Below are 15361 nucleotides of genomic sequence, written 5' to 3'. Positions count from 1 at the left end.
ACCGTGGAGCCGACACGCACGGAGGTGCGCAGTGGACACAGCGCTGGAGAGCACGCCCCGGGGAGCGGCCTCGTGATCGTCGCCGTGACCGGCGCGACCGGGAACATCGGTTCCGCCGTGGTGCGGCGGCTGCTCGCCGACGGCCACGAGGTCCGCGGCATCGCACGACGCACTCCCGTCGAGGGGCTCGACGACCGGGTGGCCTGGACGGAGCTGGACCTGACGGCCGCCGACCGCGACGCGCGCCTGCTCGAGGTCCTGTCGGGCGCGGATGCGGTGGTGCACACGGCGTGGGGGTTCCAGCCCACCCGCGACGTCGCGTTCCTCCGCAGGCTCGACGTGGGCGGAACCGCGGCCGTCGTGCGGGCGGCGACCGCGGCCGGCGTGCCGCACCTGGTCCACGTCTCGTCCCAGGGCGCGTACTCCCCCGGGCCCGGACCGTCACCCGTCGAGGAGGACTGGCCGACCGGGGGCGCCGCACCCGAGCTGCCGTACAGCCGGCACAAGGCAGCTGCCGAGCGCGTGCTCGACGCCCACGAGGCCGTGCCGGACCACACTCCCGTCGTGGCTCGGGTGCGGCCCTCACTCGTGGTCCGGGCCGAGGCGGGCGGCGCGGTCGCCCGCTACATGCTGCCCAGCCTCGTGCCCCAGGGCGTGCTCCGGCTGCTCCCGGTACTGCCCCTGGACCGGCGGTTACGGCTGCAGGTCACCCACACCGACGACGTCGCCGATGCCATCGTGGCGGTCGTCCTGTCCCGTGCCACGGGTGCGTTCAACCTGGCCGCCGAGCCCGTGCTCGGGCGCGAGGACGTCGCGCGCGCCCTCGGCACACCGGCGGTGCACCTGCCGTGGCCGGCGCTGCGGGCCCTCGCGGGACTCGGCTGGACCCTGCGGCTGCAGCCCTTCGACCCCGGGTGGCTGGACATGGCCCGCGTGGTCCCGACCATGTCGAGCCGGCGCGCCCGGGAGGAGCTGGGCTGGCAGCCGGCGCACGACGCACGGGACGCCATGGCCGAGGCCGTCGCGGGGATGGCGCGCGGCGAGGGCGGCGGCAGCCCGGCGCTGCGACCGCGCCGTTGGCTCGAGCAGCTGGGCAACCTCGTCGGTCGGGGACCGGTCTCTCGTCGACCCACCGCCTGAACGGGGTTTGTCCTCCGACAGTGCCGGGTACGGGCCCGACATGTCCGCCTCCACGACCGACCGCCCGCTGAGGGCCCTCGCCCTCACGTGCTCGCTCAAGCCTTCGCCGGCCGAGTCGAGCACCGACGTGCTCACCCGTCAGCTGCTCGACCAGCTGGCGACCCACGGGGTGCAGGGCGAGCTGGTCCGCGTGGTGGACCACGACATCCGGCCCGGCGTCGAGGCCGACATGGGCGACGGGGACGAGTGGCCACAGCTGCGCCAGCGCATGCTCGACGCCGACATCCTGGTCCTCGGCACCCCGACCTGGCTCGGCCAGCACTCCAGCGTCGCCCAGCGCGTCCTCGAGCGCCTCGACGCCGAGCTGTCCGACACCGACGAGCAGGGGCGGCTGCGCACCTTCGGCAAGGTGGCCCTGGCCGTCGTCGTGGGCAACGAGGACGGCGCCCACCACATCACCGGGATCCTCTACCAGTCCCTGGGCGACGTCGGCTTCACCATCCCTGCCAGCGGGGTGACGTTCTGGAACGGCGAGGCCATGAGCGGCACCGACTACAAGGACCTCGACGAGACCCCTGACAGCACGGCGAGCGCCACCCGGACCGCCGCCGCCAACGCCGCGCACCTTGCGGCCCTCCTCCGCGACCGCGGCTACCCGCCGGCCGCCTGAACCCCTTCGGAGGCACCAGATGCGCAAGCCAGACCGACTTCCCGCTCCCCTTCTCGAGTCGTACGCGTGGCAGGACGAGGCGCGCTGCCGCACCCTTCCCGTGGGCTCCTTCTTCGACGCCGAACTCGCGCGTGGCGCCAACCGCCGCGAGCGCGAGGAGGCCGCCAAGCGGGTGTGCCGCGAGTGCCCGGTGATCCGGCAGTGCCGCGCCCATGCCCTCGCCGCCGAGGACTACGGGGTCTGGGGCGGCCTGACAGCCCACGAGCGCGACGTCATCCGGCAGAGCCAGTCCCGCGGCGTCCGCCGGGCGACCCCCGCCACGCTCAAGGCGTCCTGAGGCCCGCGCCAGCCCGGGACCGGTTCGACGCATGGCCGGCCCGCCTGCGGGGTACCGATCGCCTGTGACGCACTCGAGAAACTCCTCCGCAGCGCCGACGGCCAACCAGTGGCTGACGCGCTACCTCCAGGACCACTACGTGGCCTCCCGGGGCGAGCTCGAGCTCTTCGAGCGCAGCGCCGGTTCCCTGCAGGACGCGCACCTGCGTGAGGAGGTGTCCGCCCTCGCCCGTGAGGCGACGGAGGACCGCTCCGCGCTGCTCGCCCTCATGGACGCGCTGGAGGTCCCGGAGGCCAAGGTCCAGGAACAGGTCGCCGTGGTCGGGGAACGCCTCGGACGCCTCAAGCCCAACGGCACCCTCGTGCGCCGCTCCCCCCTCAGCGACCTGGTCGAACTCGAGGGCCTGGCGCTGGCGGTCCGCGCCAAGCGGGCCGCGTGGACCGCCCTGCGCGCCGTGGCACCTGCTGTCGAGGCACTGAACCCTTACCACCTCGAGCAGCTCATCGACCGCGCCGACGACCAGGAGGCTCGGCTCGAGCAGCTGCGCGTCGTCGTCGCCCAGCGGGTGCTGGCCGCCAGCGGGGAGGTGCAGGCCTGATGTGGTTCTGGCTGCTTCTCGTACTCGTCATCGTCGTGGGCGGTGTCGGCTTCTACCTGTTCGGCAGCCGCAAGCACCACTGACGCCGGGCTGCTCCTACCCGACGTCGCGGGGGTGCCGCAGGCGGGCGGCCCCGGACACCTGCAGGCGCCGGTCGGTCCAGGCGATGTCGACGTGCCGGAGGTCGACCCGTTGGTCGTGACGGTGCCAGACCCGCATCGCGAGCTCGACGAGCCGGGGTCCCTGGGCGGACATGGTGTAGCCGAGCTCGGCTCCCAGGCGCCGCCGTGAGCAGACGAGGTCCGTCAGCACGAGCCGCCCCCAGGGGCCGCCCCGCCGTCCTCGTGGAGCCGCGAGCACCTCGATGACCGACCCCAGGTCCCGACCACCGACGGTCGCGCGGCTGCCCACCAGCTCGCTCGTCGTGTGGTCACCCTCCTGCAGGAGGTATGCCTCGGGCAGAAGCCCGCGGCGCCGCATTGGTGCCCCTCCCGTGCTCGGGTCGCCGTCCCGAGCGCCGGGCAGCCGCCCCACGACGTGCTGCCGCAGCCACAGCTCGAGGCCCGCGGAACCCGCCAGCACCTCCGCCGCCCTGGCAGACACCTCGACCGCCGACCCGACCCTCGTGACCTCGGTCAGCGGCACCACGACGGGCCTCGGGTGCTCTTGCGGATGGAGCCTGGCCCAGGCGGCGTGCAGCCACCGGCCGCCCCTGCCTCCCTGCCGACGGGCGAGACCTGCGGGGCCGCTCATGAACGCGACCACCTCCAGCTCGTCCCCCGCCTCGCGCAGGACGAGGTCGTCGATGTTGCCGAGGAGCTCGCCGTGCGGTCCCACGACCTGGTGGTCGAGCAGCCGCAGGACCAGTGGCACCTCCTCGGACCGCGACACGGCGCCCGGGCCTCCCGCCCCGCTCCCGCGCACCTTCCCGGTCCCGCTCACTGGCCCGCTCCCGTCACGACCATGAGCGGGATGGCGGCGAGGGACGCGACGAGGACCAGCACGAGGTAGATGCTCCCCAGGACGTTGGCCACCCGGCCGTTGCGGTACCTGCCCATGTAGGTCCGGTCGTTCGCCACCACGAGGATGGGGAGGTAGGTGAGCGGGAGGGCGACGGCACTGAACACCACGCTGTACTCGGTCACCATGATCGGGTCGACCGTCGTGAGCAGCACGCCGATGGCGACGACGCACGAGAGCAGGACGACCGTGTGGAAGCGAGCCGCTCGCAGGGGCTCGACGAACTTGCCCCACTGCCAGCCGAAGTACTGGGCGATGCTGTACCCGACGGACAGACCGGTCTCGCACGCGGCGCCGAAGGTGGCGGCGAAGAAGCCGAGGAGCGCGAAGGCCAGGCCGACCTTGCCGAGGGCCACCACGACCGGCAGGGACACCTGCCCGAGCGTGTCCACCTCGATCCCGCGCGGCAGCAGGATGGTGGCCGCGGTGGCGGCGATGGCGAGCGAGAGCAGGCCGCCGAGCGGGAAGCCGATGAACACGTTCGCCCGCATGGTGGCGAGGTCCTTGGCCTTCCAGTGCTCCTCGATGCCGCCGGAGGAGAAGAAGAACACCTCGTACGGCGTCATCGCGGCACCGAACAGTGCCACGCCGTAGTAGGCGTAGCTCCACACGTCCTCGCGGACCGGGACCGCCGGGTGGCCGGCGGACGCCGCGAGGCCGCCCCAGTCGGGCCCCAGCTTCCAGACCGCCACGGCGAAGACCAGCAGGGCGAGACCGGCGAGACCGAAGACGTTCTCGAGCACCGCGAACTTGACCCGCCACAGCACCAGCCAGACGGCGGCCCCGACGACCGGGATCCACAGGTAGCGGTTCACGCTCGTCGCCAGCTCGAGCGAGAGGGCGACGCCGCCGATCTCGGCGATCATCGTCAGCAGGGTGACGGCGACGGAGGCGAGCAGGTTGAGCAGCCCTGCCTTCGGACCCAACCGCTCGCGCACCAGGTCGAACGTCGCCCGCCCGCTGACCGCCGCCACCCGGCCGCTCATCTCGGCGAAGACACAGATGCCCAGCACCCCGACCAGGACGACCCAGGCCAGGCTGAGGCCGAACCGGGCGCCGACGAGCGAGTTGGTCACGAGGTCGCCGATGTCCACGAAACCGCCGATGGCGGTGAGGATCCCGAGAGCGACCGCGAAGAAGCGCTTCACCGCAGCCGCACCCCCAGCGCCTCCAGCTGGTCGGCGGTGGCGGTGAGCCGACGCGTCGCCGAGACCACCGCGCCGCGGTCACCGAGGTCCACCGCCACCCTGAGCCTCGCCACGGCGTCGGAGGTGTCGCCGAGCGCCTGCGTCACCGAGGCACGCAGGCCACCGGCACCGGCCGGCGGGTCGGCCGCCGCGAAGTCCGACTCAGCTCCCCCCACGGTGCGGTCCGCGTCACCGACGATGACGGTGGCCGCCGCGTCGGGCAGGTTGCCGTCGAGCCAGGACCGCCCAGCCAGCTCCGCGGTCCGCGCGCCGCCCAGCTGCGTCTGCACCGCGGTCGACGCCGACTCACGGTAGGAGGCGACCGTGGTCCCACACCCACCGAGCGTTGTCGCCAGGAGCGCTCCGGTCAGCACCGCCGGCGCTGCGCCGCGCAGCCGCGTCATCGTTCCCGCCAGAGCAGGAAGTACGCGAGGGTGGCGAGCAGCACCGCATACTCCAGCCACCCCAGCACGAGCCACACGCGGTCGGCCATGCCGGAGAAGTACCCGCTCGCGGCACGGGCAAAACGGTGCCCCGTTTCGCGGGTTGGGTTGTCCCCCAACGGGTAGTCCCGCACACATGGCAGCCAACACGACCGTCCCCGCGTCCTCACCCCCTGCAGGTGCGGGTCGACGACGCCCCGGCTTCCCGGCGACCGACTCGACCGCTTCACTCCTCTTCCACGGCTACGACTTCGCTGCCCGGGCGCGCCGGCGCCACGGCGGGGACGACCCAGACGCCGTCCCGCTGCGGCGCATGGGGTCGCCGGCCCTGCTCCTGCGCGGGCCCGAAGGGGTGCGGCTCTTCACCGACACCGACCGCGTGCGCCGCCACCGTGCCACCCCGGGTGTCGTGGCGAACCCGCTCTTCGGCAGGGGCGCAGTGCACGGGCTCGACGACGACGAGCACCTCCACCGCAAGGCCCTGTTCGTACGGGCGACCCAGCCCGCGCGCGTCCGGCGACCTCGTCGCGCGCACCGCGCGGGCCTGGGGCGCCGAGTCGGCACGCTGGGCGCCCGGCCACCGGGTCCTCGTGGAGGACGCCGCGGTCCGCGTCTTCGGACGCACCGTGCTGGAGTGGGCGGGGGTCCGCCTGGACACGCGAGAGGCCGATCGGGTCGCGCGACGGCTGGCCGCCGTCGTCGACGGCTTCGCGGTGCCCGGGCCGGCGCACCTGCGTGCCCGGTGGGACCGCGCCCACACCGACTCGTGGGCCGGCGGGATCGTCCGGGACGTGCGGTGGGGTCGGGTGCGGGCGGACCCCGGCAGCATCCTCGAGCTCGTCGCCCACTGGACCGAACCCTCGGGCGACCTCCTGCCCGAGGCGGTCGCCGGTGTGGAGCTGCAGAACCTCCTGCGGCCGACGGTGGCGGTCTCGCGCTTCGCCGCGTTCGCCGCTCTGGCCCTGGCGCAGCACGCGGACTGGGCCGCCCGGCTACGCACCGAGGCCCGCGACAGGTCGCTGGGCTCGGCGGTCCCCGGGGAGCCACCCACCGGGGGTCCGCCGGCCGGCCCCGAGGCGGTCGCCTTCGCCCACGAGGTGCGCCGGCTGACGCCCTTCGTGCCGTTGCTGGCCGGGCTCACGCGCCGGGAGGTCGTGCACCGCGGGCACGTGCTGCCTGCGGGGACACGGCTGCTGCTCGACGTCGTCGGGACCAACCGCGACGCCCGGTACTGGCAGGCACCACTGGCGTTCGACCCGGCTCGGTTCCTGCCCGAGGCAGGCGGCTGGGAGCGCGACGCCCTCGTGCCGCAGGGCGGCGGCGTGGTGGCCACGGGCCACCGGTGCCCCGGCGAGGACGTCACGCTCGGCCTGGTCGCGGTGACCGCCGTGCTCCTCTCCACACGGCGGTGGCGGCTGCCCCGGCAGGACCTCCGCGTGTCGCACCACCGCATGCCGACCCGACCGGCCAGCGGCGTCAGGCTCGTCCCTGCGGACGACGTCCGCGCCGGGTGACCCGGCCCCGCGGCACGGGTTCGGTTGCTAGCCCTGCCTCGCCGACGTGGCGAGGCCGTCGAGGATGTACCGCTGGGCGAACGCGAACACCACGATCATCGGGACGGTCGCGATGAGCGTCGCGGCCATGGCGATCTCCCAGTGGTACTCGCCGCTCAGGGCGTACGCGTCGACGATCTGCTTCAGGCCGCGTGGCATCGTGAAGTAGTCCGGCGTCTGCAGGTAGATGAGCGGTCGCATGAGGTCCGACCAGCTCGCCTTGAGCTCGAAGACGAAGACGATGACGAGCGCGGGGCGGCACAGCGGCAGGGCGATCCGGCGGAACAGGCCGAAGTACGAGCAGCCGTCGACGCGCGCGGCCTCGAACAGCTCGCGCGGGACGCCCAGGAAGAACTGCCGCAGCAGGAAGATGTAGAACGCGGTCCCGAACAGGTTCTGGCCCCACAGCGGCACCTGGGTGTCGACGAAGCCGAGCTTGTTCCAGATGAGGTACACCGGGATCATCGTCACCGCGCCGGGCAGCATCATGGTCGAGAGCACGAGCCCGAAGAGCAGCCCGCGCCCGCGGAACCTGAAGTAGGCGAACCCGAACGCGACCAGCGCGCTCGACAGCGTCACCGTCGTCGCAGCCATGACTCCCACGACCACGGAGTTCGACAGCCACCGCAGGACCGGGCCGGCGTCCCACACCTGGACGAAGTTCGACCACTGAACGTGCCGCGGGACGAGCCGGTTGTCGAACACCTCCGACTTCGGCTTCAGCGACGCGCTGACGAGCCACACCAGGGGGTAGACGAAGCAGGCCGTGGCGGCCAGCAGCAGGACGACGTATGCCGCCCGCAGCAGTGGATGGACGCGCGTGGTCACCGGGTGTCCCCTTCGTAGTAGACGACCCTGTTGCCGACCCGCAGCTGCACGACGGTGATCAGCATGATGATGACGAACAGCAGCCACGCCATGGCCGACGCGAAGCCCATCTTGAAGAACTGGAACGCGTTCTGGAACAGGTAGACCATGTAGACGAGCGAGGCGTCGGAGGCCGTCGCCTTCTGCTGCGGGCCGTAGAACATCGTGTACGCCTGGTCGAACATCTGCAGCGCCGCGATGGTGTTCGTGATGACGGTGAAGAACACCGCACCCGAGATCATCGGCAGCGTCACGTTGAAGAACCGGCGGATCGGCCCGGCGCCGTCGAGCATGGCCGCCTCGTGCAGCTGGCGCGGCACGTTCTTCAGCGCGGCCAGGTAGATGACTATGGTGCCGCCCATCGACCACAGGCTGACCACCGCGAGCGACGGCTTGAGCCACGCCGGGTCGGTCGTCCAGTTGGGCCCGTCGATGCCGAACCACCCGAGCACCGTGTTGACCAAGCCCGTCTGGCCGTTGAGCAGCAACAGGAACAGCGCCGCCGCGGCAACTGCCGGGGTCATCTCCGGCAGGTAGAACGCGGTCCGGAAGAAGCCGCTGGCGCGGCCCACCCCGGCCAGCAGCATGGCCAGCCCGAGCGCCACGACCGTGCCGATCGGCACGAACAGCGCGGCATACACGAAGGTGTTGGCCAGCGACTGGCGGACGCGGGGGTCTTCCCAGAGCTGGCGGTAGTTGTCGACGCCGACCGAGTGGGTCTGGCCCACGAGCGAGTAGTCGGTGAAGGACAGCACCAGGCTGACCAGCATCGGACCCGCGGTGAAGACGAGGAAGCCGAGGATCCAGGGCGAGATGAACGCCAGCGCTGCGCGCGTCTCACGGCCCTGCACCGTGCCGCGGCCGCGCGGGGAGCGCGCCCGCGCCGGGCCCTTCCGCGATGAGGCGGAAGGACCCGGCGCGGGCTCCTCGAGCGGGGGTCGCGGCGTGACCAGCTCAGCCACGGCTGGCCTTGTCGAAGGCCGCCTGCGCCTCCTTCTGGGCCTGGCCCAGGGCCTGCTGGGCGGGCTGGCCGCCGAGGGCGCGGGCCACCGCGCTCTTCCACGCGGCGTCGATCTCGGCGCCCGCCGGAGACGGGTTGAGCGCGCTCGCCTTGTCCAGCGTCGCGTAGAACTCCTTGATGGCCTGGTCGAAGCCCGGGTCGGGCGCGGCCTTGAGGTACTTGGCACGGATCTGCTCGTCCGCCTTGGTGTTCGCGGTGAACAGGCCGGTGAAGAAGCTCTTGTCCTTCTGCACCTTGGCGATCCGCGCGTCGGCGGCCTTCATCCACGTCTCGGTCGACGTCATCGTCTTCATCCAGGCGCACGCGGCCGTCGGGTTCTTGGCGCCCTTCGGGATGGCCCAGGTGGAGCCCCCCAGCGTGCTGACCGGGTTGCCGGAGCGGTCGGTGATCTGCGTGGCCGCCAGCTTCAGCCCGGCGGGGATGGAGTCGCGCAGCACGTTGACGTACCAGTTCTCCATGGGGAACGCGGTGATCGTGCCCTTGGTGAGCGGGTTGGTGTCGCCGAAGATGTCGAAGGAGTCGCGGAACGCCTTGAAGCTCGTCCAGCCACCCTGGTCCTTGACCAGCTTCACGCCGTAGTCGAGCGCCTCGACGGCCTTGGGGTCGTCGAGGTTCGGCGAGCCGTCCTCCTTGACCAGCTGGGCGCCGTTGATGAGCGCCCACAGCGGGAACGAGTCGGGGAGCTTGGGGTCGTAACCGACCCGCTGGATCTTGTTGCCCGAGTGCTTGTAGAGCTGCGTCGCGGTCTTCTCCAGCGCCCCCCAGTCCTTGGTCTGGATCGCGGAGGGGTCCACGCCGGCCTGCTGCAGCGACTTCGCGTCGACGAGGTTGACCTGGACGATGTAGAACTCCGGGATGCCGTAGACGGTGTTCTTGTACGTCACCGACCGCATGGCCGCCGGGCGGTACTGGCTCGTGTCGATCGACTGCTGCTTGACGCAGTCGGTGAGCGGCTCGACGACGCCCTTCGCGGCATACGTGCCGATCAGGTTGCGGTCCATGTAGACGAGGTCGGGCGGGTTGCCGCTCGACAGCGCCGTGAGGAACTGCTGGGCGTCGAAGTCGCCCTTGTTGTGGGTCACCTTCACCTGGGGGTACGCCTGCTGGAAGGCGGTGATGCGCGCCTGCGCCACCTCGTCCTCCCCGCCGAACCCCATGATGTTCAGGCTCCCCGAGGGCTTGCCTTCGGCGGCGCCGCCCGAGCTCCCGCCGGAGTCGTTGCCCTTCGAGCCGACCCCGGCACAGGCACCGGTGGCCAGGGCCGAGACCAGCACCAGGGCCGTGGTCGTCCGTCGAACCGTCATGCGCGCACTCCTCCTCATGCCGCCCCGGCGGCGGCACCCGAGAGCCGCTTACCCCGCTTGTCGTCGGAGAAACGCTTCTCGCCGGAGAAACGCTTCTCGGGGGAACGCTTCTCGCGACCAGGTGGCCGGGTGGCGCTGGAGCAGCCGGTCGTGTCGAATGGGGGGTCGAGCGGCCGGGTCGAGACCAGGCACCGAGGACGCTCGCACCCGACGGAAGTGTCACCATGTCCCTCCCCTTCCCACCCGACGCCACCCGCGCCTTCCGGGCCGTGGCGGAACGGGTCTACCGCGGCGACGACTCCGCCGCCGTGCTCGACGAGATCGTCGCGCTGGTCGCCCGCACCGTGCCGGGAGCCGACCACGTGAGCCTGGCCAGCCTGCGGCCCGATGAGTCCCTCGTGACGCGGGCGGCGAACGACGACGTCGCCCGGCTCATGGACCGCCTCGAGACCGAGGCGGGCGAGGGTCCGTGCCTGGACAGCATCGAGCAGGACTCGGTGCAGCGGGACCCCGACATCGCCGGCCGCAGCACCTGGCCACGACTCGCCGAGCTCGTGCTCGACCGGACGCCGGTGCGCGGCATGCTGGGGTACCAGCTGCTCACCGAGGGCCGCAGCCGGTCCGCGCTCAACCTGTTCAGTGACGAGGTGGGCGTGTTCACCGAGGCCGTCGCCGACCAGGCCGCCCTGCTCGCCGGGTTCGCCTCGGTGGCCCTGACCGCGGTGGAGCGGCGCGAGAACGCCGACGCGCTGCGCGACCGGCTCGACGAGGAGCGCGAGCTCGGGCGTGCCGTCGGCCTCATCATGGCGGCGCACCGTGTCTCGGAGCACGAGGCGGTGCGGCGGTTGGCATCCGCGTCTCACGAAGCGAACAGCCGTCTCGAGGACGCCTGACCGGCTGACTCCCCTGCCGACCAGCGAGGACGCCCGTCCGTCCGCCCGTTCCCAGGCAGCTGCTGACCGGGGGCAGACCGTCACGACCTGCACCAAACGTCCGTAGGCGACTACCGTGGGCAGTCCCAGGCCGAGGCACTCCGCACCGGCAGGACGCCTCGGCATTCGACCACAGGACGGGTGGCCAGTGACCAGAGAGATGGGCTCAGCAGCAGCCGCCTCGCTCGGCGCGCACTTCGCCGAGATCGGGGCGGTCCTCACCTCAGCGACCAGCGGTGCCATCGAACCGGGCAGGGTGGTGCGCTTCGGTGCACGCATACTTCCGGGCACCGAGCACTGCGGGCTCACCCTCATCCGCGCCCAGCACCCGCCGCGCACGTTGGCAGCCAGCGACCCGCTGCCCGAGCAGGTGGACGCCCTGCAGTACGCCGTGGGCGAGGGACCCTGCCTGGACGCCGCCAGCGAGGGCGTCGAGCTCACCGGGGACCTCGAGGGCGACGACCGATGGCCGGTGTTCGGGCCCAGCTGCGTGGAGCGCACCGGCGTGCACAGCATGCTCTCCGTCCGGCTCACGGTCACGGGCAGCGACCTCGCGGCGCTCAACTTCTACACCCGGGACGCGGACGCCTTCGGCGACGAGGCGGTGGACGTCGCCTCCGTACTGGCCCCCTTCGCCTCCCTGTCGGTCGAGCACGCGCTGCGCGTCCAGGACTCCTCGAACTTCGAGGCAGCCCTGTCGAGCAGCCGCCAGATCGGCACAGCGATCGGCATCATCATGGCCCGTCGGCTGGTCACGTCCGAGGAGGCCTTCGACCTGCTGCGGGCCACCAGCCAACGCCTCAACCGCAAGCTGCGCGAGGTGGCCGCCCAGGTCGAGCAGACCGGTGAGCTGCCCGAGCCGCGTCGGACCGGGCAGCCCGCGTCCGGGACCGCGGCCGCCGGCTGAGCAGACCCACGCTGCGTCAGGCCGCACGCGACCGAGGGTTGCCAGCGACCGGCCGCGAGGCCGGCCGGGCTAGCCCGCGGCGGTGGCGAGCGCCTGCTGCAGGAGGGCCAGCCCGCGCAGCACGGTCTGCTGCACGACGTCTTCCGGGCCCCCGGGGAACCTCCGGCACTCCGTAGTCGTGTGCTGCCCCACGCAGACCGCCAGCCACACGGTCCCGGCCGGCTGCCCGTCCTGCGGGTCGGGTCCACCAGCGCCGGTGACCCCGAGCGCGACGTCCGCACCCAGCAGGTCCGCCGTCGTCTCCGCCATCGCGACCGCTGCCTGCTCGCTCACGACGGGGCCCTCGGGCACCTGCAACAGCGTGTGCTTCACCTCGCTGGCGTAGGCGACGACACCGCCGCGGAACCAGGCCGAGGAGTCCGGGGCCGCGCCGAGCGCGCTGCTGAGGGCGCCCGCGGTGAGGGACTCGGCGACGGCGACGCTGCGGCCCGAGCCGGACGCCAGCTTTGCCACCTCCTCGGCCCGCTGCGACGGGTCGGCGGTCGGCCGCGCCACTTCCTCCGCCTGCGGCGCGCGCTCTCCCGCCGGGGCAGGTGGCGTCACGGGCAGCTCGCCGGCGACCGGCAGCGGTGCCGGTCCCCGGCGTTCGTCGGCGTGGGGCAGCACCCGGTCCTCCGTCTGGGGTGTGGTGTCAGGCAACGGCTTCCTCTGTCGTCATGGCCGCACGGAGCCGGCCCAGGATGCCCGCCAGCAGGCGCGAGACCTGCATCTGGCTGACGCCGATGCGGTGGCCGATCTGGGACTGGGTGAGGTCCTCGGCGAACCGCAGCCGCAGCACCTCCAGCTCCTGCTCCGTCAGGCTGCGCATGGCCCAGCGCAGGGCCTCGCGCTCCTCGAGGGCGGCGCAGGGGTCATGGGGGTCGGGCACCTCGACCCGTGAGTCGCCTCCCGCCGCGGAGCCGTCGAGTGACGTGGTGCTGTAGCCGCTGGCGGCGGCCATGACCTCCCGCACGTCGTCACAGCTGAGGCCGGCCCGACCCGCGAGCTCGGCGAGCGTCGGCTCACGCTGCAGCTCCTGCCGGAGGGTCTCCTCCTGCCGGGCGAGGGTGACCCGCCGCTCCTGCAGGCGTCGGGGTGGACGCACCGCCCAGCCGCAGTCGCGGAAGTGCCGCTTGACCTCGCCGGTGATCGTGGGCACGGCGAAGGCTGGGAAGCAGGCACCCAGGCCGGGTCGGTAGCGACGGATGGCCTTGAGCAGCGCGAGGCGGGCGACCTGCTGGAGGTCCTCGTCGTCGACACCCCGCCCGTGGTACCGACGGGCGGCCTGGTCTGCGAGGTCCCAGGTGAGGGCCAGCACCTCGGTCTCAAGGCTGCGCCGGCGGGCGAGCGATCGGGTCACGGACATCTCGACGAGGAGGTCCTCGGCCCGGACGTGGGCCGAGCGCTCCCCGCTGTCAGGTGAGGGGGGCAGGGAGAGGGGGTACGGCGACGTGGTGTCCACGGCGCTCTCCTTCGGGCAGGGACCCGGCGCCGTGGTTGGACCGTTCTGCCTGCTCCGACCCAAACACGAAGTTCTTCCCCCCACAACTCGAAGCGCTTCTCCCAGCAGCGGCTCGCCGCCGACCGGTTCGTGCTGGAGCTGACCGGAGCCATACCAAGTCCATGCCTGGCCATGGGTTTGCGAGCCCGCGGAAGTGGGCATGACACCGTTGAGATCGGTGGCCCCGCGGGGGCTCCGCGGGGCGGGCAGGAGCAGCAGCATGACCATCCAGGTGGATCCCACGAGAACGCGTCCCCTTCCGACGACCGACCTCGCGGCCTCACTCGAGCGGGCGCTGGGGACGGACTTCCTACCGGCTCGCGGCGACCAGCTGCTCGCCGCGCTCGTGCACCAGCACGGGTCCGGGCAGCTCCTCTGGCAGCTTGCCGACCTGCCGACGAACCGCCAGTTCCTCTCCTTCGCGGAGGTGGCGCAGGTCTGTGCTGCCGGCGGCACACCCAGCGAGTGCCCGCGGTGGTACGCCTGACGGTGCCTGCACTGGGCGCGCGTCGGCAGGCGCACCGGCCCGACAGGTCGGTGCCGCGTGCCGCGTGACGACGCGGGCGCAGCACCGTGGGTGCCCGCGCACGGTGGACTCCCCGCCCTGCGGGACGCCCTCCACGACTGTCGCGGCTGTGACCTCTGGGAGCACGCGACGCAACCGGTGCCGGGAGCCGGCGCGGTCGACGCGCCCCTCGTCGTCGTCGGCGAGCAGCCGGGTGATCAGGAGGACCGCGCAGGCGAGCCCTTCGTCGGCCCTGCAGGGCACCTCCTTGACCGCGCCCTCGACGAGGCGGGCATCGCCCGCGAGGTCGTCTACCGCACCAACGCGGTCAAGCACTTCCGGTTCACGACGCGCGGCAAGCGCAGGATCCACGAGTCCCCTGCGCGCTGGCAGGTTGCGGCCTGCGGGCCCTGGCTGCTCGCCGAGCTGGAGCGCGTGGCGCCGCAGGTCGTCGTCCTGCTGGGGGCGACGGCGGGACAGGCGGTGCACGGGCCCTCGCTCCGGGTGGGTGCGGTCAGGGGCATGGTGATGCCCTGGCCGCTCGAACGGCTGCCCCTCCCCGAGCCGCCGGAGGCAGTCGTGACCACCGTGCACCCCTCGGCGGTGCTCCGGTCGCGGACTCGCGAGCAGGACTACACGGCCCTCGTGGCAGACCTGTCGGTCGCCGCTGCGGCCCTGTAGCGAAAGCCGGCCCCGTTTCGCCCCGGCAGGCGGAGGGTACTCCCGGCCAGCGCCCCGAGCGGGCGCGCCTACGGCAGGGCCAGCCCCAGACCTCCGGCGCGCAGGCGCCACTCGCACCACAAGGAGGACTCGATGACCACCACCGCCCGCGAGACCATCGTCCTCTCCGGACTGCACGAGGACGATGTCGTCCGCGTGCTGGTGGAGCAGCACGAGCTGATCCGGCAGTCCTTCGGGCAGGTGCGCGCGGTCTCGGGAGCCGCGCGGGCCGTGGCGTTCGCGGACCTGGCCCACCTGCTGTGCGTGCACGAGGCCCTCGAGGAGGAGTTCCTGCGCCCCGTGACGGCCGAGATCGGCGAGCTCGACATCGCCCGGGCACGCCTCTCCGAGGAGCTGCGGGCGGAGTCCGCGCTCGCGCGGTGCAAGGGCCTGGATGCCGAGTCCGACGAGTTCGAGCTGGCGCTCGGCCAGCTGCAGGCCGCCGTCCTGGACCACGCCGGCATGGAGGAGGCCGAGGAGCTCCCGGCCCTCCTTGCCGCCGTCGACGAGGCCCGTCGGCGCGACCTCGGCCGCGCCGTGCGGTTCGGCGCGGCAGAGGGCCTGTGACCGCCTGCGTTCCTGCTGGGGACAGAAGCGCTTCTCCCCCGGGAGAGTAG

At 72.7% G+C, this 15361-nt stretch carries 19 protein-coding genes; 10 read left to right on the top strand and 9 right to left on the bottom strand.

What is annotated here, in order from left to right; genetic code table 11:
- The first annotated feature begins 72 nt into the window (after positions 1 to 72).
- The 4 genes from RKE38_RS17015 to RKE38_RS17000 all read left to right on the top strand — a co-directional run bounded on the left by RKE38_RS17015 (position 73) and on the right by RKE38_RS17000 (position 2745).
- A complete protein-coding gene (locus tag RKE38_RS17015; RefSeq protein ID WP_316008657.1) occupies positions 73 to 1140 on the top strand; it encodes an NAD-dependent epimerase/dehydratase family protein in 1068 nt (355 codons plus the stop codon).
- A 40-nt stretch (positions 1141 to 1180) separates the two neighbouring features.
- A complete protein-coding gene (locus RKE38_RS17010) occupies positions 1181 to 1810 on the top strand; it encodes a flavodoxin family protein (protein ID WP_316008656.1) in 630 nt (209 codons plus the stop codon).
- Positions 1811 to 1829: 19 nt separating this feature from the next.
- The gene (locus RKE38_RS17005; protein WP_316008655.1) at positions 1830 to 2147 is read left to right on the top strand and encodes a WhiB family transcriptional regulator; all 318 of its coding nucleotides are present in this window, start codon (positions 1830 to 1832) and stop codon (positions 2145 to 2147) included.
- A gap of 64 nt (positions 2148 to 2211) precedes the next feature.
- On the top strand, positions 2212 to 2745 hold the full coding sequence (locus RKE38_RS17000; RefSeq protein ID WP_316008654.1) for a hypothetical protein: 534 nt from the start codon (positions 2212 to 2214) through the stop codon (positions 2743 to 2745).
- Positions 2746 to 2841: 96 nt separating this feature from the next.
- On the opposite strand, the gene RKE38_RS16995 is transcribed toward RKE38_RS17000, so the two are convergent.
- From RKE38_RS16995 to RKE38_RS16980, 4 genes are all read right to left on the bottom strand, one after another.
- Positions 2842 to 3636, bottom strand: coding sequence for a hypothetical protein (locus RKE38_RS16995; protein WP_316008653.1), 795 nt, complete (start codon positions 3634 to 3636; stop codon positions 2842 to 2844).
- A gap of 47 nt (positions 3637 to 3683) precedes the next feature.
- Positions 3684 to 4913, bottom strand: coding sequence for an NRAMP family divalent metal transporter (locus tag RKE38_RS16990; RefSeq protein ID WP_316008652.1), 1230 nt, complete (start codon positions 4911 to 4913; stop codon positions 3684 to 3686).
- A complete protein-coding gene (locus RKE38_RS16985; RefSeq protein ID WP_316008651.1) occupies positions 4910 to 5356 on the bottom strand; it encodes a hypothetical protein in 447 nt (148 codons plus the stop codon). The genes RKE38_RS16990 and RKE38_RS16985 overlap by 4 nt, the downstream gene beginning before the upstream one ends.
- Positions 5357 to 5621: 265 nt before the next feature.
- The gene (locus RKE38_RS16980) at positions 5622 to 5867 is read right to left on the bottom strand and encodes a hypothetical protein (protein WP_316008650.1); all 246 of its coding nucleotides are present in this window, start codon (positions 5865 to 5867) and stop codon (positions 5622 to 5624) included.
- A gap of 118 nt (positions 5868 to 5985) precedes the next feature.
- On the opposite strand from RKE38_RS16980, the gene RKE38_RS16975 reads away from it, so the two are divergent.
- Positions 5986 to 6909: a cytochrome P450 gene (locus RKE38_RS16975; RefSeq protein WP_316008649.1), complete on the top strand. Its 924-nt coding sequence runs from the start codon at positions 5986 to 5988 to the stop codon at positions 6907 to 6909.
- A 27-nt stretch (positions 6910 to 6936) separates the two neighbouring features.
- Here RKE38_RS16975 and RKE38_RS16970 read toward each other — a convergent pair whose 3' ends face one another.
- The 3 genes from RKE38_RS16970 to RKE38_RS16960 are packed head-to-tail and all read right to left on the bottom strand — an operon-like array spanning position 6937 to position 10140.
- Positions 6937 to 7776, bottom strand: a complete 840-nt coding sequence (locus RKE38_RS16970; RefSeq protein ID WP_316008648.1) for a carbohydrate ABC transporter permease — start codon at positions 7774 to 7776, stop codon at positions 6937 to 6939.
- Positions 7773 to 8777, bottom strand: a complete 1005-nt coding sequence (locus RKE38_RS16965; protein ID WP_316008647.1) for a sugar ABC transporter permease — start codon at positions 8775 to 8777, stop codon at positions 7773 to 7775. Before RKE38_RS16965 ends, RKE38_RS16970 begins: the two co-directional genes overlap by 4 nt.
- The gene (locus tag RKE38_RS16960) at positions 8770 to 10140 is read right to left on the bottom strand and encodes an ABC transporter substrate-binding protein (RefSeq protein ID WP_316008646.1); all 1371 of its coding nucleotides are present in this window, start codon (positions 10138 to 10140) and stop codon (positions 8770 to 8772) included. Before RKE38_RS16960 ends, RKE38_RS16965 begins: the two co-directional genes overlap by 8 nt.
- Positions 10141 to 10364: 224 nt before the next feature.
- Between RKE38_RS16960 and RKE38_RS16955 the strand changes: the two genes are divergently transcribed.
- Together RKE38_RS16955 and RKE38_RS16950 are read left to right on the top strand one after the other, a co-directional pair.
- A complete protein-coding gene (locus RKE38_RS16955) occupies positions 10365 to 11033 on the top strand; it encodes a GAF and ANTAR domain-containing protein (RefSeq protein ID WP_316008645.1) in 669 nt (222 codons plus the stop codon).
- Between the two features lie 187 nt (positions 11034 to 11220).
- Positions 11221 to 11979 carry a GAF and ANTAR domain-containing protein gene (locus RKE38_RS16950; RefSeq protein ID WP_316008644.1) on the top strand — a complete coding sequence of 253 codons (759 nt, stop codon included), beginning with the start codon at positions 11221 to 11223 and terminating at the stop codon, positions 11977 to 11979.
- 69 nt (positions 11980 to 12048) lie between these two features.
- Here the strand turns inward: RKE38_RS16950 and RKE38_RS16945 are convergent, their stop codons facing one another.
- A complete protein-coding gene (locus RKE38_RS16945) occupies positions 12049 to 12678 on the bottom strand; it encodes a nicotinamide-nucleotide amidohydrolase family protein (protein ID WP_316008643.1) in 630 nt (209 codons plus the stop codon).
- Positions 12671 to 13480: a sigma-70 family RNA polymerase sigma factor gene (locus RKE38_RS16940; RefSeq protein ID WP_316008642.1), complete on the bottom strand. Its 810-nt coding sequence runs from the start codon at positions 13478 to 13480 to the stop codon at positions 12671 to 12673. Before RKE38_RS16940 ends, RKE38_RS16945 begins: the two co-directional genes overlap by 8 nt.
- 259 nt (positions 13481 to 13739) lie before the next feature.
- Between RKE38_RS16940 and RKE38_RS16935 the strand changes: the two genes are divergently transcribed.
- The 3 genes from RKE38_RS16935 to RKE38_RS16925 all read left to right on the top strand — a co-directional run bounded on the left by RKE38_RS16935 (position 13740) and on the right by RKE38_RS16925 (position 15311).
- Positions 13740 to 14006: a hypothetical protein gene (locus RKE38_RS16935; protein ID WP_316008641.1), complete on the top strand. Its 267-nt coding sequence runs from the start codon at positions 13740 to 13742 to the stop codon at positions 14004 to 14006.
- Between the two features lie 57 nt (positions 14007 to 14063).
- A complete protein-coding gene (locus tag RKE38_RS16930) occupies positions 14064 to 14705 on the top strand; it encodes a UdgX family uracil-DNA binding protein (RefSeq protein WP_316008640.1) in 642 nt (213 codons plus the stop codon).
- Positions 14706 to 14837: 132 nt separating this feature from the next.
- Positions 14838 to 15311, top strand: a complete 474-nt coding sequence (locus tag RKE38_RS16925) for a hemerythrin domain-containing protein (RefSeq protein ID WP_316008639.1) — start codon at positions 14838 to 14840, stop codon at positions 15309 to 15311.
- The last annotated feature ends 50 nt before the right edge of the window (positions 15312 to 15361 follow it).

Origin of the sequence: Phycicoccus sp. M110.8 (assembly GCF_032464895.1) — a bacterium.
In the GTDB taxonomy this organism is placed as follows: Bacteria; Actinomycetota; Actinomycetes; order Actinomycetales; family Dermatophilaceae; genus Pedococcus.
Note: the sequence above shows the minus strand (reverse complement) of the source record. Positions and strands in the feature narration are given on the sequence as shown.

What these genes read in the sequence shown, in the direction of transcription:
- RKE38_RS17010 (WP_316008656.1), top strand. Translation starts at nt 1,181, where the DNA reads ATGTCCGCCTCCACGACCGACCGCCCGCTGAGGGCCCTCGCCCTCACG.
- RKE38_RS17005 (WP_316008655.1), top strand. Translation starts at nt 1,830, where the DNA reads ATGCGCAAGCCAGACCGACTTCCCGCTCCCCTTCTCGAGTCGTACGCG.
- RKE38_RS16925 (WP_316008639.1), top strand. Translation starts at nt 14,838, where the DNA reads ATGACCACCACCGCCCGCGAGACCATCGTCCTCTCCGGACTGCACGAG.
- RKE38_RS16985 (WP_316008651.1), bottom strand. Translation starts at nt 5,356, where the DNA reads ATGACGCGGCTGCGCGGCGCAGCGCCGGCGGTGCTGACCGGAGCGCTC.
- RKE38_RS16935 (WP_316008641.1), top strand. Translation starts at nt 13,740, where the DNA reads ATGACCATCCAGGTGGATCCCACGAGAACGCGTCCCCTTCCGACGACC.
- RKE38_RS16960 (WP_316008646.1), bottom strand. Translation starts at nt 10,140, where the DNA reads ATGACGGTTCGACGGACGACCACGGCCCTGGTGCTGGTCTCGGCCCTG.
- RKE38_RS16955 (WP_316008645.1), top strand. Translation starts at nt 10,365, where the DNA reads ATGTCCCTCCCCTTCCCACCCGACGCCACCCGCGCCTTCCGGGCCGTG.